Source organism: Amycolatopsis sp. NPDC048633 (assembly GCF_040650695.1).
Taxonomy (GTDB): domain Bacteria; phylum Actinomycetota; class Actinomycetes; order Mycobacteriales; family Pseudonocardiaceae; genus Amycolatopsis.
Genome location: NZ_JBEZHS010000017.1, coordinates 147,655 through 172,927, shown reverse-complemented (window position 1 = coordinate 172,927; position 25,273 = coordinate 147,655). Strand labels below are relative to the sequence as shown.

Sequence of the window (25,273 nt, the reverse complement as noted above, 5' to 3'; positions counted from 1 at the left end):
ATGACGATGTCCCGCATTCCCCGCGGCGCGGCTTTATTTGCCGCCGCTCTCGCCGCGTCCGGTCTGACCGTGCTTTCCGGCAGTACGCCGGCCGCGGCGGCCACCTGTCCCACGACCGCTTCCGGCGGCGCGAGCGTGCCGTTCCGGACCGTCGAGGCCGAGTGCTCGGCGACGAACGGCTCGGCCGTCGGCCCGGACTACACGCAGGCCAGCCTGGCTTCGGAAGCCTCCGGGCGGCAGGCCGTCCGGATCGGGTCCGGCCAGTACGTCGAGTTCACGCTGCCCGCGGCGGCCAACTCGATCAACGTCCACTACAGCGTCCCGGACGGCTCGTCCGGGCGGCTTTCGGTGTACGTCGGCGGGACCAAGCTCGGCAGCGGGCTCTCGGTGACGTCCCGGTATTCCTATGTGGACACCAGCTGGATCCCGGGCGCGAAGACGCACCACTTCTTCGACGACGCCCGGCTGCTGTTCGGCCAGAACGCCGCGGCCGGGACGAAGGTCCGGGTCCAGGCCGACTCCGGTGACGTCGGGCAGGCGACCCTCGACCTGGCCGACTTCGAGCAGGTCGGCGGCGCGGGTGCGAAGCCGTCGGCCGCGTTGTCGGTCACGGACTACGGCGCCACGGCCAACGACTCCTCCGACGACACCCAGGCGTTCCGCACCGGCCTGTCCGCGGCGCGGTCGCAGGGCAAGGAACTGTTCGTGCCGCCGGGCCGGTTCGAGATCGGCTCGGCGCTGCAGATCGACCAGACCACCGTCCGCGGCGCCGGCCAGTGGTACACGGTGCTGCACGGCAACAACATCTTCAACAACGGCAGCGCGTCCGGGAACATCAAGCTGTACGACTTCGCGGTGTTCGGCGATGTGACCGAACGCAACGACGGCAGCCCGGACAACGCGTTCCACGGCGTCCTGGGCAACGGTTCGACGGTGTCGGGTCTGTGGATCCAGGACACGAAGTGCGGGCTGTGGCTGATGAACGGCGCGTCGTCGAACGTCACCATCGAGAACAACCGCATCCTCGACACCCAGGCCGACGGCGTGAACTTCGACGGCGCCGTCACGAACTCGACGTTGCGCAACAACTACCTGCGCAACAACGGCGACGACGGCTTGGCGCTGTGGTCGAACGGCCAGGCCGACTCCGGCAACAGCCTGGTCAACAACACGATCGTGCAGCCGAACCTGGCCAACGGCATCGCGCTCTACGGCGGCTCGAACAACACCGTGAGCGGCAACCTCGTGCAGGACACGAACGCCCTCGGCGGCGGGTACCTGGTGGCCAACCGGTTCAGCTCGGTCCCGCTCGGCGGCACGGTAACGCTGTCGAACAATACCGCGCTGCGGGCCGGGGCGCTCGACCCGAACTGGCAGTTCGGCGTCGGCGCGCTGTGGTTCGACGCGCGTGACCAGGCGATCACCGGCGTCACGATCCGCGTCACCGGGTTCACCGCGATCCAGAGCCCGTACGAGGCGATCCAGTTCATCGACGGCAACGGCGCCGGCAAGCCGATCCAAGGCGTCACGATCGACGGCGTGACGGTGCAGGGCGTCGGGACGTTCGTGGCGCAGTCGCAGACGCAGGGTTCGGTGTCGATCAGCAACCTGACCGCGTCCGGCGTCGGCGTGACCGGGACGTACAACTGCCCGTACCCGACGTCGATCCCGCGCATGACCTTCGGCGGGTCGGGCAACAGCGGCTGGACCGGCACCTGGGGCGACTGCTCGACGTGGCCCGCGCCGAACTCGGGCCCGCCGCAGCCGCCGCAGTCGGGCAGCAACCTCGCGCGCGGCAAGGCGATCAGCTCGTCGTCCCAGCAGGGCGGCTTCCCGCCGTCGAACGCCAATGACGGCAACGCCGACACGTACTGGGAGAGCGCGAACAACGCGTTCCCGCAGACGCTGACGGTGGACCTGGGCGCGGCGGCGTCGATCAACAAGGTGACGCTCAAGCTGCCGCCGTCGTCGGCGTGGGGTTCGCGGACGGAGACGGTGACGGTCTCCGGCAGCACCGACGGCGGTGCGTACACGACGCTGGTGAGTTCGCGCGGGTACGCGTTCGACCCGGCTTCCGGCAACACGGCGTCGGCGTCCTTCACCGCGACGACCCAGCGTTTCGTGCGGCTGACGTTCACCGGCAACACCGGCTGGCCCGCCGGTCAGGTGTCCGAGCTCGAAGTGGCGGCTTCGTAGCTTGGTCAGTCGGCAAGCCCGTACCGGTGGCTGACACCGGTACGGGCTTGTCACGCTTTTGCGCCCAGTTGCTGTAAAGTTTCACTCATGACGCGTCGTCTTGCCGAAGTCGCCCGCCAGGTCGGGGTCAGCGAAGCCACGGTCAGCCGGGTGCTCAACGGCCGGTCCGGGGTGTCCGCGAGCACCCGGGCCGCCGTGCTCACCGCGCTGGACGTGATGGGCTACGAGCGCCCCACCCAGCTGCGCGGCGAGCGGGCCCGCCTCGTCGGGCTGGTGCTGCCGGAGCTGCAGAACCCCATCTTCCCCGCGCTGGCCGAGATCATGGGCAACGCCCTCGCGCAGCAGGGGTTCACGCCGGTGCTGTGCACGCGGACCGCGGGCGGGGTGTCGGAGGCGGAGTACGTCGAGCTGCTGCTGCAGCAGCAGGTGTCGGGCGTGGTGTTCGCCGGCGGGCTGTTCGCCCAGGCGGACGCGGTGCACACGCACTACCACCACCTCGTGGAGCGGCGGCTCCCGACGGTGCTCATCAACGCCGCGGTCGACCACCTCGGGCTGCCGCAGGTCTCGTGCGACGACGCGGTCGCCGTCGAGCAGGTCGTCGGGCACCTCAGCTCGCTCGGGCACGAGAAGATCGGGCTGGTGCTCGGGCCTTCGGACCACATCCCGTCGCGGCGGAAGCTCGCGGCGTTCCAGTCGTACGCGGCGAAGCTCGGCCTGCCGGTGCTGGACGAGCTGGTCGAGCACGGCATGTTCTCGATCGAAGGCGGCCACGCGGCGGCGGCCCGCCTGTACCCCCGAGGCGCGACGGCGGTGCTCTGCGCAAGCGACCTGCTGGCCCTGGGCGCGGTGCGCGCGGCCCGCCGGCAGGGGCTGTCGGTGCCCGACGACGTCTCGGTGGTCGGCTACGACGACTCGGCCCTGATGAACTGCACCGACCCGCCGCTGACGACCACCCGTCAGCCGATCGAGGCGATGGGCCGCGCGGTGGTGGAGCTGCTGGTGAAGCGCATCAACGGCGGCGAGGTGGCGGCGGAGGAGCTGCTGTTCGCGCCGGAGCTGGTGGTGCGAGGCTCCACGGCCCGCCGCACCGCCTAGTCCCCCTCCAGAGCGCGACGGCCTGCCGGCCGTCGCGCTCTTTCACGTACCCAGCCAGTCGGCTCACGCACCCAGACAGCCGGCTCACGTACCCAGACAGTCGGCTCACGTACCCAGGTGGACGACAAAACCACGGGCCGTGTCGTCTGTTCAGGCACGCGTGTCGTCCGTTCAGGCACGCGAGTCGTCCATCGCGGTACGCGAGCCGACCCTCCAGGTACGCGAGCCGACCCTGCAGGTACGTGAGCCGACTCTCCAGGTTCGCGGGCCGTCGCGGCCTGTTCGTAACTTGCAAAGTCTCGTCGGCTTATTGCGTCGATCCGGTCTCACACTTTAGAGTGACCGCAATCACGTGACAGCCGTCGCGACCCGAGAAGAGGCTTGAGATGAGCAGTCCCTGGTCCCGATCCTTGCCCCGCCGAACGTTCTGCCTGCTGGCCGCAGGCGGCCTCGCACTGGGGGTGGCCGCCTGCGGCGACGACGGCACCGCCGCCGCGCCCGGGGCCAAGGTCAAGATCACGGTCACCGGCCAGCCGCCGACCAGCCAGCCGTTCGAGCGCAGCGTCTTCGACGCCGACGTCAAGGAGTTCGAGGCTTCCCACCCGAACATCGACATCGACCCGCACGAAGGCTTCATGGACCCGAAGACGTTCTCCGCGAAGCTCGCCGGCGGGCAGCTCGAGGACGTCTACTACGTCTACTTCACCGATCCGGCCCAGATCATCGCGCGCCGCCAAGCCGCCGACATCACGGAAGCCGCGAAGAGCGTTCCGCACATCAACGACATCAAGCCGGAGCTCCTGGACAACTTCCGGGACGCGAGCGGCAAGCTCTACGGCCTGCCGACGATGAACTACACGATGGGCCTGGTCTACAGCCGCCCGCTGTTCCAGAAGGCCGGGCTCGACCCGGACAAGCCGCCGACGACCTGGGACGAGGTCCGCGACGCCGCGAAGAAGATCTCCGCGCTGGGCAACGGCACCGTCGGGTACGCCGACTACAGCAAGAACAACCAGGGCGGCTGGCACATGACCGGCTGGCTGTACTCGATGGGCGGCGACATCGCCCGCAAGGACGGCGACAAGTGGGTCGCCGACTTCGACAACGAAAAGGGCAAGCAAGCCCTGCAGTACCTGCACGACATGCGCTGGACCGACAACTCGATGGGCGCCAAGCAGCTCCTCGAAGCCACGGACGTGCAGCGCATGATGGGTGCCGGCCAGCTCGGCATGTACATGGCCGCCCCGGACAACGTGCCGGTGCTCGTCAAGCAGTTCAACGGCAAGTACGAGGACTACGGCATCGCCGGCATGCCCGGCGGCCAGGGCACGCTGCTCGGCGGCGAGGGCTACATGATCAACCCGAAGGCCTCGCCGGACAAGGTCAAGGCCGGCCTCGAGTGGATCCAGTGGAAGTACCTCAACCCGGACCGCTTCGAAAAGCACATCCAGCAGTACGTCGACGGCAAGCAGCCGGTCGGCCTGCCCGCCGAGCCGACCCCGGACGTCTGGACGGGCTCGGTCCGCGAGCAGCAGCTGGCCCTGAAGGCCAAGTTCGCCAACGTCCCCGCGACGAACTACCAGTCCTACGTGGACACGACCAGCAAGATCAAGGGCAGCATCGAGCCGCCGAACGCGCAGCAGATCTACGCCGCGCTCGACAGCGTCATGCAGGCGGTGCTCACGGACCAGAACGCGAACATCGACCAGCAGCTGTCGTCGGCTTCGTCGAAGGTCAACAGTGTCCTCGCCCAGGTCAAGTAGCCTGCTCGCCTGGCCCGCGACGTCTTCGTCGCGGGCCGGGCGCCCGGTCGCGTCCCCGGAGGACCGCCGCCGGACCCGGCTCAAGCGCAAGCTCAAGGAGAACCTCACCGCGTACGGCCTGCTCTGCGCCGCGCTCGTGGTGTTCGCCCTCTTCTCCTGGTACCCGATCGTGCGCGGTGTCCTGCTGAGCTTCCAGCAGGTCGACTTCGTCAACGCGCCGACGTGGGTCGGGTTCGACAACTTCACGCGGCTGTTCGACGACCCGCTGTTCGGCGTCGCTTGGCGCAACACGTTGCTGTTCACCGGGCTGGCGCTGGTCTTCGGTTTCGCCGTCCCGTTCCTGACGGCGGTGCTGCTGAACGAAGTCCGGCACGCGAAGGCGTTCTTCCGGCTCGCCGTCTACCTGCCGGTGATGCTGCCGCCGGTCGTGACGGCGCTGATGTGGAAGTGGTTCTACGACCCGGGTCCCGGGCTGTTCAACTCCGCGCTCGGCGCGGTCGGCCTGCCCGGCGGCCAGTGGCTCGACTCCTCCACCACCTCGATGCTGTCGCTGGTGTTCGTCTCGACGTGGGCCAACATGGGCAGTACCACGCTGATCTACCTGGCCGCGCTCGGCACGATCCCCGGCGAGCTGTACGAAGCCGCGGAGCTCGACGGCGCCGGGCTGTGGAAGCGGCTGCGGCACGTGACGTTCCCGCAGACGCGGTTCGTCCTGCTGGTGCTCCTGCTGCTGCAGATCGTCGCGACGATGCAGGTGTTCACCGAGCCGTACGTGATGACGGGCGGCGGGCCGGACGACTCGACGGTCACCGTGCTCCTGCTGCTTTACCGGTACGCCTTCGTCTACAACGACTTCGGCGCGGCGAGCGCCATGAGCCTGTTGCTGTTCATCGCGCTCGGCGTGTTCTCGGCGTGGTACGTCCGGCTGACGCGGAAGGCGGACCAGTCATGAGAACCCTCGTCTCCCCCGGCGCGCTGCGCAGCCCGCGCGGCAAGGTCGTCTACGGCGTCGTCTTCGCGTGCACGCTCGTGGTGTTCCTGCTGGCGTTCATGTTCCCGCTGTACTGGGTGATCACCGGGGCGATGAAGTCACCGCAGGAGCTGGCGCAGACGCCGGCGACGCTCATCCCGCACGAGTGGCACCCGGAGACCTTCGCCGACGCCTGGAACCAGCTGAGCCTGGGTAAGTACTTCCTCAACACGCTGATCGTCGCCGGCGGCGCGTGGCTGGTGCAGCTGGCCATCGACGTCCCGGCCGCGTTCGCGCTGTCGAAGCTGCGCCCCAAGTTCGGCAACGTCGTGCTGGGCCTGATGCTGGCCACGCTGATGCTGCCGGCCACGGCCCTGCTCGTCCCGACGTACGTGACGGTGACGGACCTGCCGCTCGTGCACCTCAACCTGATCAACTCGCCGACGGCGGTCTGGCTCCCGGCCGCGGCGAACGCGTTCAACATCTACCTGCTGAAGCGCTTCTTCGACCAGATCCCGGACGAGCTGATCGAGGCGGCGCGCATCGACGGCGCCGGGCCGGTGCGCACGCTCTGGCGGATCATCCTGCCGATCTCGCGGCCGATCCTGGCCGTGGTGTCGATCCTCGCGGTGGTCACCGCGTGGAAGGACTTCATCTGGCCGCTGCTGGTGTTCCCGGACACCGAAAAGCAGACGCTCTCGGTGATGCTGCAACGGGTGGCGATCGACATGCCGCTCAACGTGCTCGTCGCCGGGATGGTGCTGGCCAGCCTGCCGATGGTGGCGCTGTTCCTGGCCTTCCAGCGGCAGATCCTCGCCGGGCTGACCGCCGGCGCCGTCAAGGGCTGAGCCGGGTTTACACGACGACTAGGAGGGCACTTTCGTGACCGACAAAACCGGCTGGTGGCGGAGCGCGGCGATCTACCAGGTCTACATCCGCAGCTTCGCGGACGGCAACGGTGACGGCGTCGGCGACCTCGCCGGCGTCCGCGCCCGGCTGGACCACCTGGCCGACCTGGGGATCGACGCGATCTGGTTCACCCCGTGGTACCCGTCGCCGATGGACGACGGCGGCTACGACGTCGCCGACTTCCGCGACATCGAGCCGCTGTTCGGCACGCTCGCCGAGGCGGAGGACCTGATCGCCGAGGCCCACGCCCGCAACATCCGGGTGATCATCGACATCGTGCCCAACCACTGCTCCGACGAGCACCGGTGGTTCCAGGCCGCGCTCGAGGCGGGCCCGGGTTCGCCGGAGCGGCAACGCTTCTGGTTCCGCCCCGGCCGCGGGCCGGACGGCGCCGAGCCGCCGAACAACTGGAAGTCGCGCTTCGGCGGGTCCGCGTGGACGCGCGTGCCGGACGGCGAGTGGTTCCTGCACCTCTACAGCTCGCGCCAGCCGGACTTCAACTGGGAGAACCCGGACATCCGCCAGGAGTTCGAGGACGTGCTGCGGTTCTGGTTCGACCGCGGGGTCGACGGCTTCCGCATCGACGTCGCCGACGGGCTCGTCAAGGACCCGCGGCTGCCCGACGTCGACAACGGCGACGAGACGCCGTTCTCCGACATGGAGGGCCTGCACGAGATCTACCGGTCGTGGCGCAAGATCGCCGACAGCTACGGCGGCGAGCGCGTGCTGGTCGGCGAGATGTGGCTGCCGGACATGTCCCGCGCGGCGCGCTACCTGCGCCGCGACGAGCTGCACTCGGCGTTCAACTTCGACTTCCTGGTCTGCCCGTGGGAGGCCTCGCGCTTCCAGGACGTCATTTCCCGGACGTTGCGGGCGCACGACGAGGTCGGGGCGCCGGCCGCGTGGGTGCTGTCGAACCACGACGTCACGCGGCACGTCACGCGCTACGGCCGGCAGGGCGACACGGGGTTCAGCTTCGCGAACCGGCTGCACGAGCTGCCGGTGGACCGGGAGCTGGGCACCCGGCGTGCCCGGGCGGCGGCGCTGCTGACGCTGGCGCTGCCCGGTGGCCTGTACGTCTACCAGGGCGAAGAGCTGGGCCTGTGGGAGGTCCTGGACATCGCGGACGAGCTGCGCCAGGACCCGGTGTGGGCCCGCACGAACGGCGCCGACCCGGGCCGCGACGGCTGCCGGGTGCCGATCCCGTGGTCGGGTTCGGAGCCGCCGTTCGGCTTCGGCACCGGGGACGCGTGGCTGCCGCAGCCGCCGGAATGGCGGGACTACACGGCGGAGGCCGAGGCGGCGGACCCGGCGTCGATGCTGTCGCTGTACCGCTCGGGACTGCGGCTGCGGCGGGACCTCCCCACGGGTGAGCTGGAGTGGCTCTCCCTGGGCGAGGGGGTGCTGGCGTTCCGGATCGAACCGGGGTTCACGTTCGCGCTGAACTTCTCGGACGCGCCGGTCCCTCTCCCCGACGGCGAGATCCTGCTGGCCAGCGGCCCGGTCACGGACTCCCTGCCCATTGACACGGCGGTCTGGCTGCGCCGCTGACGAAGGCTCACCGGAGGCCGTCGCCGCCGCGACCCGGCGGCGGCCTCCGGTGGATCACGCCGAAAATGCTTTGCGCCGGCCGTCGCCGTTCGCGAGGGTCGGACGGTGTCCGAACCCCGCTTGGCCGTCCCCGGTGCGCGTTACCGCGAGTCGTTCGTCGGTGCCCTGCGCGAGTACCACCAGGAGGGGCTGCACACCGACCTCCGGCCGGAGGCCCTCGCCGACCCGGCGGCGTTCCGGCAGTGGACCGAGAGCCTGCTCGAGGCCGGCCTCCGGGGCACGGCCGCCGTCGCCCGGGACCGGGTTGCCCATCGCGTCTACTGGTGGGTCGCCGGCCCGCGCTACCTCGGGCGGGCCCGCCTCAACCTCCGGCTCACCGAAGAGCTGAGCGAGTTCGGTGGCCACATCGGCTACGACATCCGGCCGGCGGCGCGAGGCCGGGGCCACGCCACCGCGCTGCTGCGGGCCGTCCTGCGGGCCGCCCGGGCCGCCGGCATCGACCGCGCCCTGCTGACCTGCGCGCCGGACAACCACGCGTCGCGGCGCGTGATCGAGCGCAACGGCGGCGTGCTCACGGACACCAGCCCGGCCGGGCGCCTGCGCTACTGGTGCCCGACCGGTGAGCCGCTTACTTCGTGAGCTGCAGGACGTCGATGCCCCGGGCGTTGTCGGCCACGTAGACGTACTTCCCGTGCCAGTACGGCGCCCACGCGCTCGCGTCGCCCGGGCGGTAGTAGGCGATCTGGCGCGGGTTCGTCGGGTCGCTGACGTCGAGGAACCGCGTGCCCTGCGCGTAGAACGACTGCACCAGGATCTTGCCGCGGACGTCGAAGTAGTGCGCGGAGCAGTCGGCCGACGCCGGGTCGCTGCCCTCCTGGCCGTTGACGCCCCACGTGCCGACGCTCTCCAGGCGGAACGGCTGCTCGGGCGTCGAGCGCCAGCCTTCGCCGTGGTAGGAGCCCTTGAGCGACGAGATCGTCAGGACGCCGTCGCCCGCGCAGCCGTCGACGAAGTTCTCCTCCGTCGCGTAGATCAGGTCCTGGCCGCGCCAGGCGCCGTCACCGACGCGGTGACCGGCCGGGTGGAAGCTGTTGTGCATGAACCGCGAGGGCGCCGCCGTCTCGGCGATGCCGCCGCCGGCGTACGGGATCGGCTCGTGCGCCGTCGCGCGCCGGACCTTGTTCGTCAGCGGGTCGCGGTGCACGCCGTCCGTCCAGTAGCCGCGCACGCCGCCGCGGCCGGACACCCAGGCCACGCCGTTGCCGTCCACCTGGACGTCGTGCACGTAGTCGGTCTTGCCGTCGTTGCGGGCCAGCTCGATCGGCTCCGGGTCGACCTTCGGGTGCCGCGGGTCGCGGATGTCGGTGACCCAGATCGGCCGGCCGCCCCACTCCGCGGGCTGGTCGGCGGCCTTCGACGGGCCGCCCGTCCACAGGTAGCGGCAGCCGTCGACGCAGCTGGTGGTGTGCCCGGCGGGCGACTTCACGTAGCTGATGATCTTCGGCGCTTCGGGCTTCGCGACGTCGACGACGTAGATGCCGGACTCGCCGGTCTGCGTGGTGCCGCCGAACGCGCGGGGGTCGCGGGAGAGGAACACCAGCTTGCGGTTCTGGTCGACCTCGGTGTCCTCGGTCTCCCAGAGGCCCGGCAGGCTGACCTGCCCGACGAGCTTCGGCGCGGCCGGGTTCTTGGTCAGGTCGTAGACCTTCAGCCCGAACTCGCCGGACACGACCATGACGTCGCGGCGGCCGTAGTCGAGGAAGTTGACCGAGATGGCGCCGGCGGCGTCCGGCACGTTGCCGACGGCCTTGACGTTCTTGATCGCGCCCGGGTCGCCCAGGGTGCGGGCGGCGGGAGCAGCGGGTTTGTCGTCCTCGCCGCAGGCAGCGGCCGGGAGCCCGGTCGCGACCAGCGTGGCGCTGACGGTGACAGCGGCGAAGCACGACCGGAGCCAGGTGCGCACGAAACCTCCCAGAACGCGTGATCCCCGGGGAACGGTACGACGGAGATCAACCGGACACAAGCACCTTTGGTTGGCGGCTGACTGGTAGGACTGGCCCATGCGCCTGCTCGTCTTGCTCGCCGTCGTGGCCCTCGCGGTCACGGGCTGTTCCGATGCCGGCCCGGCCCGCCCCGGCGTCCTGTCCGCGGGCATCCGGGAGCCCGCGACGCTGCTGCCCGCCGACGTCGCCGACCCGGCGGGCCGGCTGGTGACCGGCGTGCTGTGGACCCCGCTCGCCGACTACGACGCGGCAACCGGGAAGCTCACGCCGCGCGCGGCCGAGTCGATCGAGAGCACCGACCGGGTGCACTGGACGGTCAAGCTGCGGCCGGCGACGTTCCACGACGGCACCCCGGTCACCGCCCAGTCCTATGTGGACACCTGGCGGGCGGTCGCGGCTTCGCAGTGGGTTTCCGCGCCGGTGCTGACGAAGTTGCTGCGCGCCCGCGAGATCCAGGCCTCGGCGCCGGACACGATCACCCTTGTCCTGGATCGCCCGTCCGGCCAGGTGCCGGCTTTGCTCTCGGCGCCGGGCCTGGTGCCGCTGCCCGCGTCGGTGCTCGCCTCGCGCGACTGGAAGGGGTTCGCCGCGGCACCCGTCGGCAACGGCCCGTACCGGCTCGACGGCGGGTGGCGGCCCGGCTCGGGCGGCACGCTGAAGCGCGTCGGTTCCGGACAGGCCGGGGAAATCGAGCTGCGCGTCGGCGATCCGGCCGCCCAGTACGACGCGGTCAAGGCGGGCACCCTCGACCTCGCCACCGAGGTCCCCGGCGAGAAGCACGACGCCATGCACGTCGACTTCGGCGACGACCACCACGCGACCTGGGCACTGCCGCGAGCCGGCTACCTGGCGTTCCCGGTGGCGAACCCGCGGTTCGCCGACGCGACGGTCCGCCACGGCTTCGCGCTCGGCGTCGACCGCGCGGCACTCGAAGCCGGCCCGCTCGCGCACCAGGCCGACCCGGCCAGGGCACTGCTGCCCCCGGCGGACGCCCCCGGCGAGCGTTCGGGCACGTGCCGGCCGTGCACGTTCGACGCGGCGGCGGGCAAGGCGCTGCTGCAGCAGGCCGCCTTCCCGGGCGGCGCGACCGTCTACTTCGGACCTTCGACCGAGGCTTGGACCCGGACCCTGGTGGTCGGCCTGCACAAGTCCCTGGACGTTTCCGTGACGGCGCAGGCTTCCCCGACGACCGGCCAGTCGGACGGTCCGTCCACCTTGGACATCTCGCTGGTCACCGCGAGCCCGTATGAGCTGCTGTCGCGGCTGGCGTCGGAGTCGGGCTACACCGACGAGGTGTTCCGCCAGAACCTGGAGCTCGCCGACGCCGCGGCCACACCGGAGGAAGCGGGCGAGCTGTACCGCCTGGCGGAGAACCAGCTGCTGCGCGACCTCCCGGTGGCCCCGCTGTGGTCCGGCCACGGCCACGCGGTCTGGTCGTCGCGGGTCCACGACGTCCGGACGACGCCGTTCGCGGGGCCGGTACTGGCGGGGATCGGGGTTTCGTGACCTGGGACCCCGGGCCAGCTCGCGGCCCGGGAGGCGCGGGCGTCGTGGGAGTGGTGGGCGGCGGACCCGCCGGACACGCTCCGGCCGCGCAGCGCGGCGAGGTCCTGCCGGCCGGCGTGGACGACGTCTGGTGCCGGCCGTCGGACGTCGCGCGGTGGCCGGCCTCGGCAATGTCTCGGCGGACGGGATCCCTTATCTGGCACCGTTGGCGGACGCACTCGGGAAGACGTTCGGCGGGCACCCGTGGCCGGCGCGCCTCTAGACCGCGGCGTGCTCGACCAGCGTCTCGATGAACGCCGTGGTCAGCGGGTCCGGCGCGGCGCGCGTGTAGGCGGCCAGCGTCCGGCGGACCGGCACGCTCGGCCGCAAAACACGCCCGTCGAACCGCGCCGGGAGGACGTTCGCCGGGACCAGGGCCGGGCCGAGACCTGCCGCGGCGAGGATCGGCGCCGCCGCCGTCTGCTCGGTGCGGACCGCCGCGCGCGGGCGGAAGCCGGCCGCCGCGCAGGCCGCGTCGACCAGCTCCGCGAGGCCGTTGCCGGGCGCGTAGTGCACCCACGCGCAGTCCACGAGCGTCGCCAGGTCGACGACGCCGGTCTTGTCGTCCTCGCCGGCTCCGTCCGCCGGCAGCACGACGACGAACTCCTCGACACCGAGCGGGCGCACGGGGCCTGACCAGTCCGTAGGCAGCGGCCCGAGCGCCACGTCGGCCTCGCCGGCGGCCATCGCGTCACGCAGCTCGGCGGCGTGCCGGAACTCGATCAGCCGGACGTCGACGGCGGGCCGGTCGCGCCGCCACACGCGCAGCGCGGGCGGCAGCACGCCGAGGCTCATCGAATAAACCGTCGCGACCTGCAGCTCCCCCGCCGTCGTGCCGGACGCGAGCCGGGCGGCGCAGCGCGCGCGTTCGGCGTCGGCCAGCGCCGCCCGCGCGTGCGGCAGCATCGCCCGGCCCATCGGCGTGAGCCGGACGGTGCGGGGCAGGCGTTCCAGCAGCGGCCCGCCGAGGCCCTGTTCGAGGGCCCGCACCTGGTGCGACAACGCGGGCTGCGTCACGTGCAGCTGTTCGGCCGCGCGGGTGAAGGAGCCGGTGTCGACCACCGTGACCAGGTACTCCAGCTGCCGCAAGCTTGTCATGAACTCAGCTTATCGCCGACGTGACAACTATGCCTTGGACTTATTGCACCGGCGCGCGCAGGCTCGAAGCCATGGAACGCAAGACAGCCCTGGTCGCCGGGGCGAACGGGATCATCGGCCGGAACCTCGTCGAGCACCTGCGGGCGGACGGCGGCTGGGACGTCATCGGTCTCTCCCGGCGCGGCGGGCTCGCCGTCGACCTGCTCGACCCGGCGGACACCCGGGCCAAGGTCGGGGCGCTGACCGGCGTCACGCACCTCTTCTACGCGGCGTACCAGGACCGGCCGACGTGGGCCGAGCTGGTCCCGCCGAACCTGGCGATGCTGACGAACCTCGTCGACGCGGTGGACCCGGCCGCCCTCGAGCACGTCAGCCTGCTGCAGGGGTACAAGGTCTACGGCGCGCACCTCGGCCCGTTCAAGACGCCGGCGCGCGAGACCGACGCCGGGCACATGCCGCCGGAGTTCAACGTCGACCAGCAGTCGTTCCTCGAACGGCGGGCGGGCTCGTGGACGTGGTCGGCGATCCGGCCGTCGGTGGTCGGCGGCACGGCGCTGGGGAACCCGATGAACCTGGCGCTGGTGATCGCGGTGTACGCGTCGATCTCGAAGGAGCTCGGCCTGCCGCTGCGGTTCCCGGGCAAGCCGGGCGCGTACGACAGCCTCCTGGAGATGACGGACGCGGGCCTGCTGGCCGAGGCGACGGTCTGGGCAACGGGCCAGGAGGGCGCGTTCAACATCGCGAACGGCGACCTGTTCCGGTGGAGCGAGCTGTGGCCGAAGCTGGCGGCGTACTTCGGGCTGGAGGTGGCGCCGCCGCTGCGGATGTCCCTTGTGGACGTCATGGCCGACAAGGCTCCACTGTGGACTTCCATGGCCGCTCGCCACGGCCTTTCGGCGTCGTACGCTGACGTGTCGGCCTCATGGTCGTTCGGCGACTTCGTGTTCGGCTGGGACTACGACATGTTCGCGGACACGTCGAAGGCGCGCCGCGCGGGATTCCACACCTACGTCGAGACGGAGCAGATGTTCTACCGGCTGTTCGACGAGTTCCGGAAGGCGCGGGTGATCCCCTAGCCGCGGCCGATGAACGGCATGGTCGTCGCGGTGACGGTGAGGAACTGGACGTTGGTGTCGAGCGGCAGCCCCGCCATGTACAACACCGCGTCCGCCACGTGGCGCACGTCGAACGTCGGCTCGGCGATCACCCGGCCGTCCGCCTGCGGGATGCCCGCGGCCATCCGCTCGGTCATCTCGGTGGCGGCGTTGCCGATGTCGATCTGCCCGCAGGCGACGTTCCACGCGCGGCCGTCGAGCGAGATCGACCGGGTGAGGCCGGTGATCGCGTGCTTGGTCGCGGTGTACGCGACGCTCGCGGGCCGCGGGGCGTGCGCGGAGATCGAACCGTTGTTGACGATCCGGCCGCCGCGCGGGTCCTGGTCCCGCATCAGCCGCACCGCCTGGCGGGCGCAGAGGAACATGCCGGTGAGGTTGATGTCGACGGTCCGTTTCCAGTCCTCGACGGACAGGTCGGCCACGGTCCCCGCGGCACCGATCCCGGCGTTGTTGACGAGTAGGTCGAGCCGCCCCCACCGGTCGCGGACCGCCGTGAACAACGCGGCGACCGACTCCTCGTCCGAGACATCGGTGGGCACCACGAGCGCGTCTTCGTGACGGCCGGCGGTTTCGGCGAGGGCATCGGAGCGCCGTCCCGCGAGGGCGACGGACCAGCCGTCGTCGAGCAGGGCGCGCGCCACCGCCCGGCCGATGCCCGAACCGGCCCCGGTCACGACTGCCGTCTTCACCATGCCCCGACCCTAACGAAAGAGGGCCCGGCGAACACCGGGCCCTCTTTCGAACGAACGGAACCTACTTGGCCGCCACACCCAGTGCCGCGAGGGCCGGGCCGGCCATGATCACGCCGTTGCCGGTCACCGTGTCGAACCCGGGCGTGCCCAGGTCGATCGCCGACGACACCAGCGCCGACCGGATCTGGGCCGGGGTCGCCGTCGGCTTGCCCGACAGCAGCAGCGCCGCGATCGCCGCCGCGTGCGGGGCCGCCGCCGACGTCCCGTAGAACGGCTGGAATCCCGTCACCGACGTCGCCACGCCGTCGGCGGCCGTGATGTCCGGCTTCGTGCGGGTCGTGCCGCCGGTCGAGGAGACGTTGCCCGGGGTGAGCGCGGTGCCGTCGGCGTTGTAGAAGAGGTGCCGCTTGCCGTCGGAGGAGAACCGCTCCCACTTGCTCGACGCGGTGAACAGACCGGGGTACGGGCCGGTCGGGTTGGCCGGGTCACCGGTCTCCAGCGGCCGCGTGAACGCGGGGCCGGCCGGGGCCGCCGCCACGCTGAACGCGTTCGCCGCGGACGAGTGGCCGTTCGTGACGCCGTTGGTGCTGAACGCCTTCAGCGAACCCGAACCGACGAAGCGGCCGCGGATCACGTTGAGCGCGATGAAGCGGTCGGCGCCGCTGTACTTGACCACCGCGACCTTGTAGCCGGAGCCCGAGGCAGGCACGCTCGCGATCTCGTACGGGTTCTGCGAGCCGGACTGGCCGTTCTCGCTCGAAGCCACGACGCTGCCCGACGAGTTCAGGACGAACAGGTCGTAGTCGTTGGCGGACTTGCCCCACGGGTCGGACCAGAACAGCGTCACGGGCTTGCCGAGCGAGCCGGCGGACAGCGCGTCGAAGTTCTGCGTCGTGGCGCTCGGGTCGAAGTCGTGCGGGGTGCCGGTGATACCGCTGATCTTCGTCGCAGAGGCGCGGAAGTCGCCTTCGTAGTAACCGCTGGTGCCGTCGGTCGCGTTGCCCGAGTTGCCGGCCGAGGAGAAGTACAGGACGCCCGCCGCGGTGACGTCGTTGACGGCCTGCGCGACCTGCGTGTCCTGGAACGGCGACTCGTCGAAGTAGGCGACGTCGTCGACGATGATCGTGCAGTGGCCGGTGGTGCGCAGCGCGCGGATGTTCGCGGCGAAGCTGGCTTCGCTGGTGAACGCGGTCGCGAAACCGAGGGCGGCGTTCGGCGCGAGGTCGTGGATGATCTCCAGCATCGCGGTGCCCTCGTCGCCGCTGCCCTTCTGGCCGGACAGGACGTCGACCGTCGGCAGCTCGCCGGCGCTCTGCGACTTCGCGAGCGAGTCGACGCCGTCGGAGAGCACGCAGACCTTGACGCCGGAGCCGCTGACGCCGTAGGTCGCGCGGGCGGTGTCGGCACCGTGCGCCTTGTCGCCTTCGGACACCTGGGTCGCGGCGGCGGCCTGCGCGGCCACCCCGAAGTCCCGGTTGCCCTGCTCGCTCCAGGTCGTCGCCTGGGCGGCGGGCTTGATCTCGGCGACGTCGGCGCGGCCGGCGATCGCGTCCACCGCGGCCAGCGGGAGGTCGGCGCGGACGGAACCGTCCGGCGAGGCGAAGCGGACGGTGCCGCCCGCGGCCTTGACCGCGTTCGCGACGGCCTGGTCGCGGGTGGCGGCGATGTCGACCGAGACGGTGCCCGCGGTACTGACGCCGACGCCCGAGCGGTAGTCGGGGAGCTTCGCGGCCAGGGACCGGTCGGCTCGCAACCGCTTCTCGACGACCAGTTGGCTCGATTGCTTGCGCTCGGCGGGGGTCAGGCTCTTCTTAATGCCCTGGAGCGCGGTGATGCCCGCCTCGGTGCGCGCGGCCGCCGCGTCCACCGTGGACGGCTGCGCCACCGAAACCCCCGTCGTCAGCAGCAACGCGCCGACCGTCAGCGGAACCGCGTGCGCGGCGACCCGGCTGAATCTCACCATCGATTTCTCCCTGCGGTACTCGGTCGCTCGACCGAATGACACCCGACCGGGTGTAATGGGGAGAATCTAAATAGTGACCGGGCGGGGAACCAGCGACCAAAGTCGGGAACGTCCGCCCGCCCACATGCTGGAACGATCAGGGGAACGTGAGAACGATTTTTCCCCGGCCGTGCCCGGTCTCGATCTCGCGATGAGCCGCCGCGGCCTCGGTGTACGAGTAGGCGCGCCGGACGTGGAACCGCAAGTCACCCTTCGCGTAGAGCGCCGCCAGCTCCGCGAGACGCGCGGCGGAGCGTCCGGACTTCGAGACGAGCACGCCGAGGTCCGCCGCCCGGCCGTGGTCGACGAGGGTGAGGATCCTCGTCCGGTCCGTCACCAGTTCGAGTGAGAGATCGAGCGCTTCTCCGCCCGCCCCGTCGAGCACGACGTCGACCCCCAGCGACGCGACGCTCTCCCTCAGCCCTTCGCCGTAGACGACGGGCGTGGCGCCCAGCTCGCGCAGGTAGTCCTGGTTTGCCTCGCTCGCGGTGCCGATCACCTTGGCGCCCTTGAGGATCGCGAGCTGCACGGCGGCGGTGCCGACCGACCCGGCGGCGGCGTGCACGAGCAGCGTCTCACCTTCCCGCACCCGCAACAGTTCCAGGGCGATCGACGCGGTCTGCATGCCGGCGGAGAACCCGCCGGCGACCTCCCACGGCATTTCCGGCGGCTTCGGCGTGACGTCGGTGGCGGGCACGACGATGTACTCGGCGGCGGCCTGGACGGCGGTGAAGCCGAGGACTTCCGTACCTGCTTCGACATCGCCTTCGTCGACGACGCCGGCGAACTCGTTGCCGGGCACCCGAGGCCAGGACAAGGCAAGACCGGGCGGCTCCCACCCGGCCCGCACGGCGGCATCGTAGGGCTGCACCCCGGCGGCTCTGACGCGCACGCGGACTTGTCCCGGCCCGGCGTGCGGCTCGGGCAGATCGAGGACGCGAAGGACTTCGGGGCCACCGAACTCGGTGAACGCTGCGGCTTTCATGACGCCAGTCTGATACTTCGAGTTACCTTGAAGTCAAGACGGTCAGCTCCGGCCATCGCCGTTTCCAGCGGGCAGCTTTGGTCTTCGGTTGCGGGAGCGCGAGTTTTCGCGCCCGCCCGAGCACGTCATGGTTCCACCGTAGGCTGCTACGCATGGGCCAGCCCGAAATCCTCGCCGCCACGCCTGCCCAGGCCGGCGCCTTGACCGCGCTGATGCACGCTTCCTCCGCCTACCAAGGCGACTACGCGTCCATCCTCGACGGCTACGCGGTCACGCCCGGCTACGTCGACCGCAATCCGACCTTCGCCGCCATGGCCGGCGGCGAGCTTCTCGGCTTCTACTCGCTGCTCGAAGACCCGCCGGAGCTCGACATCCTGTTCGTGGCGGACACCGCGCAGGGGCTCGGCCTCGGGGCGCGCCTGATCGCGCACATGCTCGGACAAGCCCACGAGCGAGGGATGCGCAGCGTCCGCGTCGTCTCGCACCCGCCCGCGTTGCCGTTCTACCTCCGCATGGGCGCACGGCGCGTCGGCACTATCCCGCCGGTCCCACCCAAGGTGCGGTGGGACCGGCCGGAGCTGCGCTTCGACATCCCTACATGTTGATCATGTGCCCGGCGAGGCCGTGGAGGGCTTCCTTCACCGCTTCGCCCAGCGTCGGGTGCGCGTGGACGTTCCGCGAAACCTCGTGCACCGTCAAATCCCACTGCTGGGCCAAAGTCAGCTCCGGCAGCAGCTCCGTCACGTCCGGCCCGATCAGGTGCCCGCCGATCAGCTCGCCGTGGGTGCGGTCGCTGATCAGCTTGACGAACCCGCCGGCGTCCCCGAGCCCCTGGGCTTTTCCGTTGGCCGTGAACGGGAACTTCGCCACCTGGACGTCGAAACCCTTCTCGCGCGCCTGCTCCTCGGTCCACCCGAAGCTGGCGATCTGCGGCTGGCAGTACGTCGCGCGCGGGATCATCGGGAAGTCGAGCTCCATCGTCTCCGCGTCCGCGATCGTCTCCGCCGCGACCACGCCCATCGACTCGGACGCGTGCGCCAGCATCAGCTTCGCCGTCACGTCACCGATCGCGAAGATGTGCGGGACGTTCGTGCGGCCGCGGCCGTCGATCGCGATCGCGCCCCGGTCGGTCAGCGCGACGCCCGTCTTCTCCAGCCCGTAGCCCTCGACCCGCGGCTGGAAGCCGATCGCCTGCAGGACCTTGTCCGCCTCGAGGACCTGCTTGCCGTCCTTCTCCGAAGACACCGTCACGTGCACCGACGCGTCCGACTCGTCGATCGACTCGACGCGGGTCGACGTCAGCACCTTGATGCCGAGCTTGCGGTACCGCTTGGCCAGCTCCGCCGACACCTCGGCGTCCTCCAGGGGCACCATCCGGTCGAGGAACTCGACGATCGTGACGTCGACGCCGTAGTTGTGCAGCACGTAGGCGAACTCGACGCCGATCGCGCCGGCCCCGGCGATGATGATGCTCGACGGCAGCTCACTGGAAAGGATCTGCTCTTCGTACGTCACCACGCGCGAGCTGCGCGAGGTGCCCGGCAGCAGCTTCGTCGTCGCGCCCGTCGCGATGATGCAGTGGCCGAACGTCACCTGCGAGCCGTTCACCTCGAGGGTGTGGTCGTCGACGAAGTTGCCGTGGCCGTCGAACTCGGTGATCTTGTTCTTCTTCATGAGGAAGTGCACGCCCTTGACGCGCCCGTCGGCGACCTTCCGGCTCCGCTCGTAGGCGGCCGTGTAGTCGACCTTGATCGGGCTGTCGGACGAGATGCCGAACGCCTTCGCCTCCTGCGTCACGACGTGCGCCAGCTCGGCGTTGCGCAGCAGCGCCTTCGACGGGATGCACCCGACGTTCAGGCAGACGCCGCCCCAGTACTTCTCCTCGACCACCGCGGCGCTCAGCCCGAGCTGCGACGCGCGGATCGCCGCGACGTACCCGCCGACTCCGGCCCCCAGAACGACTACATCGAAGTGTTGTGCACTCATACCCTCGAATCTACAGCGGCGCGAAGCGTCTCCGTTGAGGGTGGCGGCGGGGAGGAAGGCGGAGCTACCCTTCCCGGCACCCCGCGGCGGGGTGACCCGGGACTCAGGCGGCGACCGGTGGCCGCTCCCCGCGCAGCGAGACGAGCAGCTCGGTGATCGCGGCCATGATCCGCGCCGTCGCCTCTTCCAGCACCTCGCGGGTCAGCTCGCGGCCGACGAGGTCCGAGAGGTCGACCGGCGGTCCCGCCAGCAGGTCGACCGTCTTGCGCGGCAGCCCGCGGGGGAACCACGCCGTCGACGGCAGCAGGTGGTGGGTGCCCCAGTTGGCCACCGGGATCACCGGCGCGCCGGTCTCCAGGGCCGCGCGGACGATGCCGGTCTTGCCGCGCATCGGCCAGCCGGCCGGGTCCTTCGAGAACGTACCTTCCGGGAAGACCGCGACGCACTCGCCGTCCCGCACCGAGGCGACCAGGTCGCGGTAGGCCTCCGCCGCCGTCGCCGCGCCGCGGTAGACCGGGATGTGGCGCCCCGAGCGCATCACGCGGCCCAGGACCGGCAGCTTCCACAGCGAGGCCTTCGCCAGGTACCGCGGCACGCGGCCGGCGGCCAGGCAGAACGCCGTCAGCGTCGCCGGGTCGGCGAACGACAGGTGGTTCGACGCCACCAGCACGCCCCCGGACTTCGGGATGTGGTGCGAGCCGCGCACCCGGAAGCGGGTCGTCTGGACGAGGAACTGCCAGACCACCTCGATCGCGAAGCTGTACCAGGCGCCCCGGCCGGCGCGGGCGAAGCGCCGGCCGTAGGCGATCATCCGGCGTCGGGTGAGCAGCTCACCCTCGAGGTCCAGGGCGGTCCAGCGGTCCATGACTGTCATCCGTAGCCGACGACCGGGTGGATCGGACCCCCCGCACGCCGAACGCGGCGCAGATCACACGCGCTCGAGCACGACCACGGGGATTTCGCGGTCGGTCTTCTTCGCGTACTCGTCGTAGTCCGGCCAGACGGCGGCCAGCTTCTCCCACAGCTTCGCGCGCTCTTCGCCCTCGGCCGTACGGGCGGTCGCCGTGAACTTGTCCGCCTTGACCTGCACGCCGACCTCGGGGGTCTCGACGAGGTTGAAGTACCAGCCGGGGTGGTTCGGGGCGCCGCCCTTGGAGGCCACGATCACCGGGTTGCCGTCCACCTCCTGGTAGATCAGGGCGAACTTGCGCTCCTGCCCGGTCTTGCGGCCCTTGGTGGTCAGCACCAGCGTCGGGACGCCTTCCTTCCACTCGTGGCCGACCTCTCCGTCGGTTTCCTCGTAGCGGCGGACGTGCTCGTCACCGAACAGCATGCGTGGTTCCTTTCGCGGTCGATCGGCAGTGGCGGACTCACCACTTGAAAGTTCTCCTTGTTTCGAACACACGTGCCGCCACCGATCTTCCCCGCCCGATTCACTCGAACGGGTCAGGTCCCCCGGCCAGCGGCTTCTCCCGGCCCACCCCCCTCCCAGTAGATTGCACCGACCGAGCATGCGGAGACACTCGAGACCGACCTGGAGGAGCCAGCCATGAAGGCCCGGCCGCACGTGACACTGGAAGACGTGGCACGCAGCGCGAACGTCTCGCTCGCGACGGCGTCGCGGGTGCTCAACGGCACCGCGTCCGTCCGCGCCGACCTGCGGGAGCGGGTGTCCGCCGCCGCGGCCGAGCTGGCCTACGCCCCGAACGCGCACGCGCAGGCGCTCGCCGGCGGTACCCACCGCACGGTCGGCGTGATCTGCCACGACGTCGGCGACCCGTACTTCGCGGCGATCGCCGGCGGGGTGATGCGGGTGGCCACCGACAACGGCCTGCTCGTGATGTTGGCCGGTACCTTCCGCGACCCCGACCGCGAGGTCGCCTACGTCTCGACGCTGCGCGCGCAGCGGGCCGCGGCGATCCTGCTGATCGGCTCGGCGTTCGAGGACCGCGCGTGGGAACGCGCGATGGCCGCCGAGCTGGAGCCCTACCGCCGCGGCGGCGGGCAGGTCGCGGCGGTCAGCCGCCACCGCGGGCTCAAGATCGACACCGTGCAGCCGGACAACAAGGGCGGCGCCGCGGCGCTGGCGAAGGCGCTGGTCGGGCTCGGCCACAAGCGCTTCGCCGTGCTCGCCGGGCCGCGGCAGCTGAGCACGGTCGTCGATCGGCTCGCGGGGTTCTCCGACGGTCTCGCCGAACACGGCATCACCCTGCACGAGGACGACGTCGTCGAGACCGCCTTCACCCGCGACGGCGGCTACGACGCGGCGAAGCGGCTGCTCGCCGGCCGCAAGCGCAAGCTGCCGACCTGCGTCTTCGCCGTCACCGACGTGATGGCGATCGGCGCGCTGACGGCGTTGCGCGAGGAAGGCCTGTCCGTGCCTGACGACATCTCGATCGCCGGCTTCGACGACATCCCGGTGGTCCGCGACCTGGCCCCGGCGCTGACCACGGTCCGGCTGCCGCTGGAGGAGCTGGGCGAGCGGGCGATGGACCTGGCGATCAAGGGGGCCGGGGGCACCCGGCCGCGGACCGTCCGGCTCTCCGGCGAGGTCGTCCTGCGGGAGAGCACCGCGCGTCCCAAGCGCTGACGGCGTCACCCGAAAAGCCATCTCGGCAGGGCCTTGTCGTGCCCCGGCACAGGCCCTACCGTGGAATCGAGAAAGCGCTTTCTGACGACTCCCGGAGGTCTCCCGATGCTCCTGCTCCCGGTTCCCGGCGGCGGGCTCGCGCAGTGGTCCCCGTCCGGCCCGCCGCGGCCCGAACCGCCGGCCACGCCACCGGCGTCGCGGATCACCTACGCCGCCGCCCACGTCGTGGCGGACGCGCTCGCCGACGAGCCCGGCGCCGTCGACTGGGACACGACGCTGGCCTTCCGCGAGCACCTCTGGGCGTGCGGGCTCGGCGTCGCCGAGGCGATGGACACCGCGCAGCGCGGCATGGGCCTCGACTGGGCCACGACGAAGGACCTGGTCACCCGCACCGGCGCGATCGCCGCCGGCCGCCGGTGGTGTGCCGGCGTCGGCACCGACCAGCTCCCGACCGGACCGGCGACACCGGCGTCCATTGTGGACGCCTGGCGCGAGCAGCTGGACCTGGTCGGCGGCGCGGGCGCGGTCCCGGTCGTCATGGCGAGCCGGGCGCTGGCCGCGGCGGCGAACGGCCCCGACGACTACCACGCGGCCTACGGGAAGCTGCTGTCCGGGGCGAGCGGCCCGGTCCTGCTGCACTGGCTGGGCGAGCAGTTCGACCCGGAGCTGGCCGGCTACTGGGGTCACGACGACGTCCGCGCCGCCGCGCGCGAACTGGCGGCGCTGTGCGCCGAGCACGCGGGCACCGTCGCCGGGGTGAAGGTCTCGGTGCTCGACGCCGAGGTCGAGACCGAGTTCCGCCGCGCGCTGCCCGCCGGCGTCGCCTGCTACACCGGCGACGACTTCCACTACCCGGAGCTCATCGCGGGCGACGAGCAGGGCCACAGCGAAGCCCTGCTCGGCATCTTCGACCCGATCGCGCCGGTCGCCGCGGCGGCGCTGCGCCGGCTGGACGACGGCGACCGCGCCGGGTTCCACGCCCTGCTCGACCCGACCGTGCCGCTGGCGCGCGAGATCTTCCGCGCCCCGACCCGGCACTACAAGACCGGCGTCGTCTTCCTCGCCTACTTGAACGGCCATCAAGCGCACTTCCGGATGCTCGCCGGGACCGAGTCGGCGCGCACGATCACCCACCTCGCGACGCTGCTGCGCCTGGCCGACGAGGCCGGCGTGCTCGCCGACCCCGACCTGGCCATCGCCCGGATGCGGCCCCTGCTGCAGGTCGCGGGGGTGGCGTGATGGACCCGCGGCTGAGCCTCAACCAGATCACCACCAAGGCCTGGTCGCTGCCCGAAGCGGTGGCCGGGTGCGCCGAGGCCGGCGTCGGCTGGATCGGGTTGTGGCGGGACAAGGTGGCGGAAACCGGCGTCGAGGAGGCCGCGCGGCTGCTCAAGGAGCACGGTGTCCGGGTTTCGTCGTTGTGCCGCGGCGGGTTCTTCACCGGCGTGACACCGGAAGGGTCCCCTGTGGACGGTGTGGCGCAGACGCGGGAGGCGATCGACGAGGCCGCGGCACTGGGCGCCGAGGTCCTCGTGCTGGTGGTCGGCGGGGTCGCGGGGAAGGACCTCAAGTCGTCCCGGCAGCGGGTCGCGGACGCCGTGGGCGAGCTGGCCCCCTACGCCGGGGAACGCGGCGTGCGACTCGGCCTGGAACCGCTGCACCCCATGCAGTGCGCGGACCGGTCCGTGCTGTCCACTGTGGACCAGGCGCTGGCCATCGCCGCCGAGCACCCGGCCGGGCAGGTCGGGGTGATCGTCGACGAGTTCCACGTCTGGTGGGACCCGCGGATCGAGGAGTCGATCGCCGCGGCCGCCGGCCGGATCGCCGGGTTCCACGTGTGCGACGTCCTCGTGCCGCTGCCCGACCCGCTGCTGGGCCGGGCGCTGCCGGGCGACGGCCCGATCGACCACCGCCACCTGCGCGCCCGCGTCGAGGCCGCCGGCTACACCGGCCCGATCGAGGTCGAGGTGTTCAACGCCGCGCTGTGGGCCCGCCCGGGGGCGGAGGTGCTCGCCGAGACCGTTGCGGCGTTCGAGCGGTTCGTGGCCTGAGCCGGCCGTCCGCCCGTACCCTGGGTCCATCAGCGGACGGGGGGTCGCTCGATGATGGCGGAAGACGACGGAGCGGTCCGGAGCGTGCTGCGCGCTTTCGACGTGCTGGCGCTCTTCACCGAACAGCGCCGGACGTGGGCGGTCAAGGACCTCACCGCCGCCAGCGGCCTGGCGAAGACGACGGTGCTGCGGCTGGTCGCCACCTGTGAGCAGCGCGGCCTGCTGTGGACGCGCCCGGACGGGCGGGTCACCGTCGGGCCGGGGCTGCTGCGCTGGGCCCAGCTCGCGACCACCGCGTGGCAGCTGCCCGAGCCGGTCCGCCAGGTCCTGCGCGAGCTGGCCCGGGAGCACGGCGAGACGGTCGGCCTGTACGTCCGCGGCACCGAGGTGCTCGTCTGCGTGGCCCAGCAGGACGGAACGCGGGCCATCCGGCACGTGGGCCACGTCGGGGACGAGCTGCCGCTCGGGTGCGGGGCCGCCGGGCGGGTGCTCTCCGGCACGAACGAAGGCACCGCGGTCAGCCACGGCGAGCCGGAGCCGGGCGCCTCCAGCGTCGCCGCCCCCGTGCTCGACGCCGACGGACGGCTGCTGGCCGCGCTGGCGGTCACCGGCCCGACCACCCGATTCACGGCCGAGGCGGTCGCGGAGTTCGGGGCGGGCGTGACGGAAGCCTCACGCCGCATTTCGCGGATCGGTTTCGGTGCCCGGCCGGAGTAGAACGT

22 protein-coding genes are annotated in these 25,273 nt (G+C 71.4%); 14 read left to right on the top strand and 8 right to left on the bottom strand.

The window, feature by feature from the left end:
- The 7 genes from AB0C38_RS28125 to AB0C38_RS28095 all read left to right on the top strand — a co-directional run bounded on the left by AB0C38_RS28125 (position 1) and on the right by AB0C38_RS28095 (position 9,123).
- Positions 1–2,196 carry a discoidin domain-containing protein gene (locus AB0C38_RS28125; RefSeq protein WP_360678667.1) on the top strand — a complete coding sequence of 732 codons (2,196 nt, stop codon included), beginning with the start codon at positions 1–3 and terminating at the stop codon, positions 2,194–2,196.
- An 87-nt stretch (positions 2,197–2,283) separates the two neighbouring features.
- A complete protein-coding gene (locus AB0C38_RS28120; RefSeq protein WP_360678665.1) occupies positions 2,284–3,291 on the top strand; it encodes a LacI family DNA-binding transcriptional regulator in 1,008 nt (335 codons plus the stop codon).
- 386 nt (positions 3,292–3,677) lie between these two features.
- Positions 3,678–5,054 (top strand): extracellular solute-binding protein, encoded by a 1,377-nt coding sequence (locus AB0C38_RS28115; RefSeq protein WP_360678662.1) that lies wholly within the window; start codon positions 3,678–3,680, stop codon positions 5,052–5,054.
- Positions 5,032–6,006: a sugar ABC transporter permease gene (locus tag AB0C38_RS28110; protein WP_360678660.1), complete on the top strand. Its 975-nt coding sequence runs from the start codon at positions 5,032–5,034 to the stop codon at positions 6,004–6,006. Before AB0C38_RS28115 ends, AB0C38_RS28110 begins: the two co-directional genes overlap by 23 nt.
- Positions 6,003–6,872: a carbohydrate ABC transporter permease gene (locus tag AB0C38_RS28105; protein ID WP_360678658.1), complete on the top strand. Its 870-nt coding sequence runs from the start codon at positions 6,003–6,005 to the stop codon at positions 6,870–6,872. The genes AB0C38_RS28110 and AB0C38_RS28105 overlap by 4 nt, the downstream gene beginning before the upstream one ends.
- Positions 6,873–6,906: 34 nt before the next feature.
- Positions 6,907–8,484, top strand: a complete 1,578-nt coding sequence (locus AB0C38_RS28100; RefSeq protein ID WP_360678656.1) for a glycoside hydrolase family 13 protein — start codon at positions 6,907–6,909, stop codon at positions 8,482–8,484.
- Positions 8,485–8,589: 105 nt separating this feature from the next.
- Positions 8,590–9,123, top strand: a complete 534-nt coding sequence (locus tag AB0C38_RS28095; protein WP_360678654.1) for a GNAT family N-acetyltransferase — start codon at positions 8,590–8,592, stop codon at positions 9,121–9,123.
- Here AB0C38_RS28095 and AB0C38_RS28090 read toward each other — a convergent pair.
- Positions 9,113–10,447: a hypothetical protein gene (locus AB0C38_RS28090; protein ID WP_360678652.1), complete on the bottom strand. Its 1,335-nt coding sequence runs from the start codon at positions 10,445–10,447 to the stop codon at positions 9,113–9,115. The genes AB0C38_RS28095 and AB0C38_RS28090 overlap by 11 nt on opposite strands.
- 97 nt (positions 10,448–10,544) lie before the next feature.
- On the opposite strand from AB0C38_RS28090, the gene AB0C38_RS28085 reads away from it, so the two are divergent.
- The gene (locus AB0C38_RS28085) at positions 10,545–11,993 is read left to right on the top strand and encodes an ABC transporter substrate-binding protein (protein WP_360678650.1); all 1,449 of its coding nucleotides are present in this window, start codon (positions 10,545–10,547) and stop codon (positions 11,991–11,993) included.
- Positions 11,994–12,251: 258 nt separating this feature from the next.
- On the opposite strand, the gene AB0C38_RS28080 is transcribed toward AB0C38_RS28085, so the two are convergent.
- The gene (locus AB0C38_RS28080; RefSeq protein ID WP_360678648.1) at positions 12,252–13,130 is read right to left on the bottom strand and encodes a LysR family transcriptional regulator; all 879 of its coding nucleotides are present in this window, start codon (positions 13,128–13,130) and stop codon (positions 12,252–12,254) included.
- A 71-nt stretch (positions 13,131–13,201) separates the two neighbouring features.
- Here AB0C38_RS28080 and AB0C38_RS28075 point away from each other — a divergent pair, with 71 nt between their 5' ends.
- Positions 13,202–14,206, top strand: coding sequence for an SDR family oxidoreductase (locus AB0C38_RS28075; RefSeq protein ID WP_360678646.1), 1,005 nt, complete (start codon positions 13,202–13,204; stop codon positions 14,204–14,206).
- Here the strand turns inward: AB0C38_RS28075 and AB0C38_RS28070 are convergent.
- The 3 genes from AB0C38_RS28070 to AB0C38_RS28060 all read right to left on the bottom strand — a co-directional run bounded on the left by AB0C38_RS28070 (position 14,203) and on the right by AB0C38_RS28060 (position 17,924).
- Positions 14,203–14,937 (bottom strand): SDR family oxidoreductase, encoded by a 735-nt coding sequence (locus AB0C38_RS28070; protein WP_360678644.1) that lies wholly within the window; start codon positions 14,935–14,937, stop codon positions 14,203–14,205. The two genes, AB0C38_RS28075 and AB0C38_RS28070, sit on opposite strands and share 4 nt — an antisense overlap.
- Before the next feature lie 61 nt (positions 14,938–14,998).
- Positions 14,999–16,900: a S8 family serine peptidase gene (locus AB0C38_RS28065; protein ID WP_360678642.1), complete on the bottom strand. Its 1,902-nt coding sequence runs from the start codon at positions 16,898–16,900 to the stop codon at positions 14,999–15,001.
- Positions 16,901–17,036: 136 nt separating this feature from the next.
- Positions 17,037–17,924, bottom strand: a complete 888-nt coding sequence (locus AB0C38_RS28060) for an NADP-dependent oxidoreductase (RefSeq protein ID WP_360678640.1) — start codon at positions 17,922–17,924, stop codon at positions 17,037–17,039.
- Positions 17,925–18,076: 152 nt separating this feature from the next.
- Between AB0C38_RS28060 and AB0C38_RS28055 the strand changes: the two genes are divergently transcribed.
- Positions 18,077–18,529 carry a GNAT family N-acetyltransferase gene (locus AB0C38_RS28055; protein WP_360678638.1) on the top strand — a complete coding sequence of 151 codons (453 nt, stop codon included), beginning with the start codon at positions 18,077–18,079 and terminating at the stop codon, positions 18,527–18,529.
- On the opposite strand, the gene lpdA is transcribed toward AB0C38_RS28055, so the two are convergent.
- The 3 genes from lpdA to AB0C38_RS28040 form a co-directional block, all read right to left on the bottom strand.
- Complete coding sequence (lpdA, locus tag AB0C38_RS28050) at positions 18,519–19,910, bottom strand: dihydrolipoyl dehydrogenase (protein WP_360678636.1); 1,392 nt, start codon at positions 19,908–19,910, stop codon at positions 18,519–18,521. The two genes, AB0C38_RS28055 and lpdA, sit on opposite strands and share 11 nt — an antisense overlap.
- Before the next feature lie 103 nt (positions 19,911–20,013).
- Entirely contained in the window at positions 20,014–20,784 is a 771-nt protein-coding gene (locus AB0C38_RS28045) for a lysophospholipid acyltransferase family protein (protein ID WP_360678634.1), read from the bottom strand.
- Between the two features lie 54 nt (positions 20,785–20,838).
- Positions 20,839–21,243, bottom strand: a complete 405-nt coding sequence (locus AB0C38_RS28040) for a nitroreductase family deazaflavin-dependent oxidoreductase (RefSeq protein WP_360678632.1) — start codon at positions 21,241–21,243, stop codon at positions 20,839–20,841.
- A 216-nt stretch (positions 21,244–21,459) separates the two neighbouring features.
- Here AB0C38_RS28040 and AB0C38_RS28035 point away from each other — a divergent pair, with 216 nt between their 5' ends.
- The 4 genes from AB0C38_RS28035 to AB0C38_RS28020 all read left to right on the top strand — a co-directional run bounded on the left by AB0C38_RS28035 (position 21,460) and on the right by AB0C38_RS28020 (position 25,268).
- On the top strand, positions 21,460–22,500 hold the full coding sequence (locus AB0C38_RS28035; protein WP_360678630.1) for a LacI family DNA-binding transcriptional regulator: 1,041 nt from the start codon (positions 21,460–21,462) through the stop codon (positions 22,498–22,500).
- Positions 22,501–22,605: 105 nt separating this feature from the next.
- Complete coding sequence (locus AB0C38_RS28030) at positions 22,606–23,739, top strand: DUF993 family protein (protein WP_360678628.1); 1,134 nt, start codon at positions 22,606–22,608, stop codon at positions 23,737–23,739.
- Positions 23,739–24,551 carry a sugar phosphate isomerase/epimerase family protein gene (locus tag AB0C38_RS28025; RefSeq protein WP_360678626.1) on the top strand — a complete coding sequence of 271 codons (813 nt, stop codon included), beginning with the start codon at positions 23,739–23,741 and terminating at the stop codon, positions 24,549–24,551. Before AB0C38_RS28030 ends, AB0C38_RS28025 begins: the two co-directional genes overlap by 1 nt.
- 51 nt (positions 24,552–24,602) lie before the next feature.
- The gene (locus AB0C38_RS28020; protein WP_360678624.1) at positions 24,603–25,268 is read left to right on the top strand and encodes an IclR family transcriptional regulator; all 666 of its coding nucleotides are present in this window, start codon (positions 24,603–24,605) and stop codon (positions 25,266–25,268) included.
- Positions 25,269–25,273: the final 5 nt, after the last annotated feature.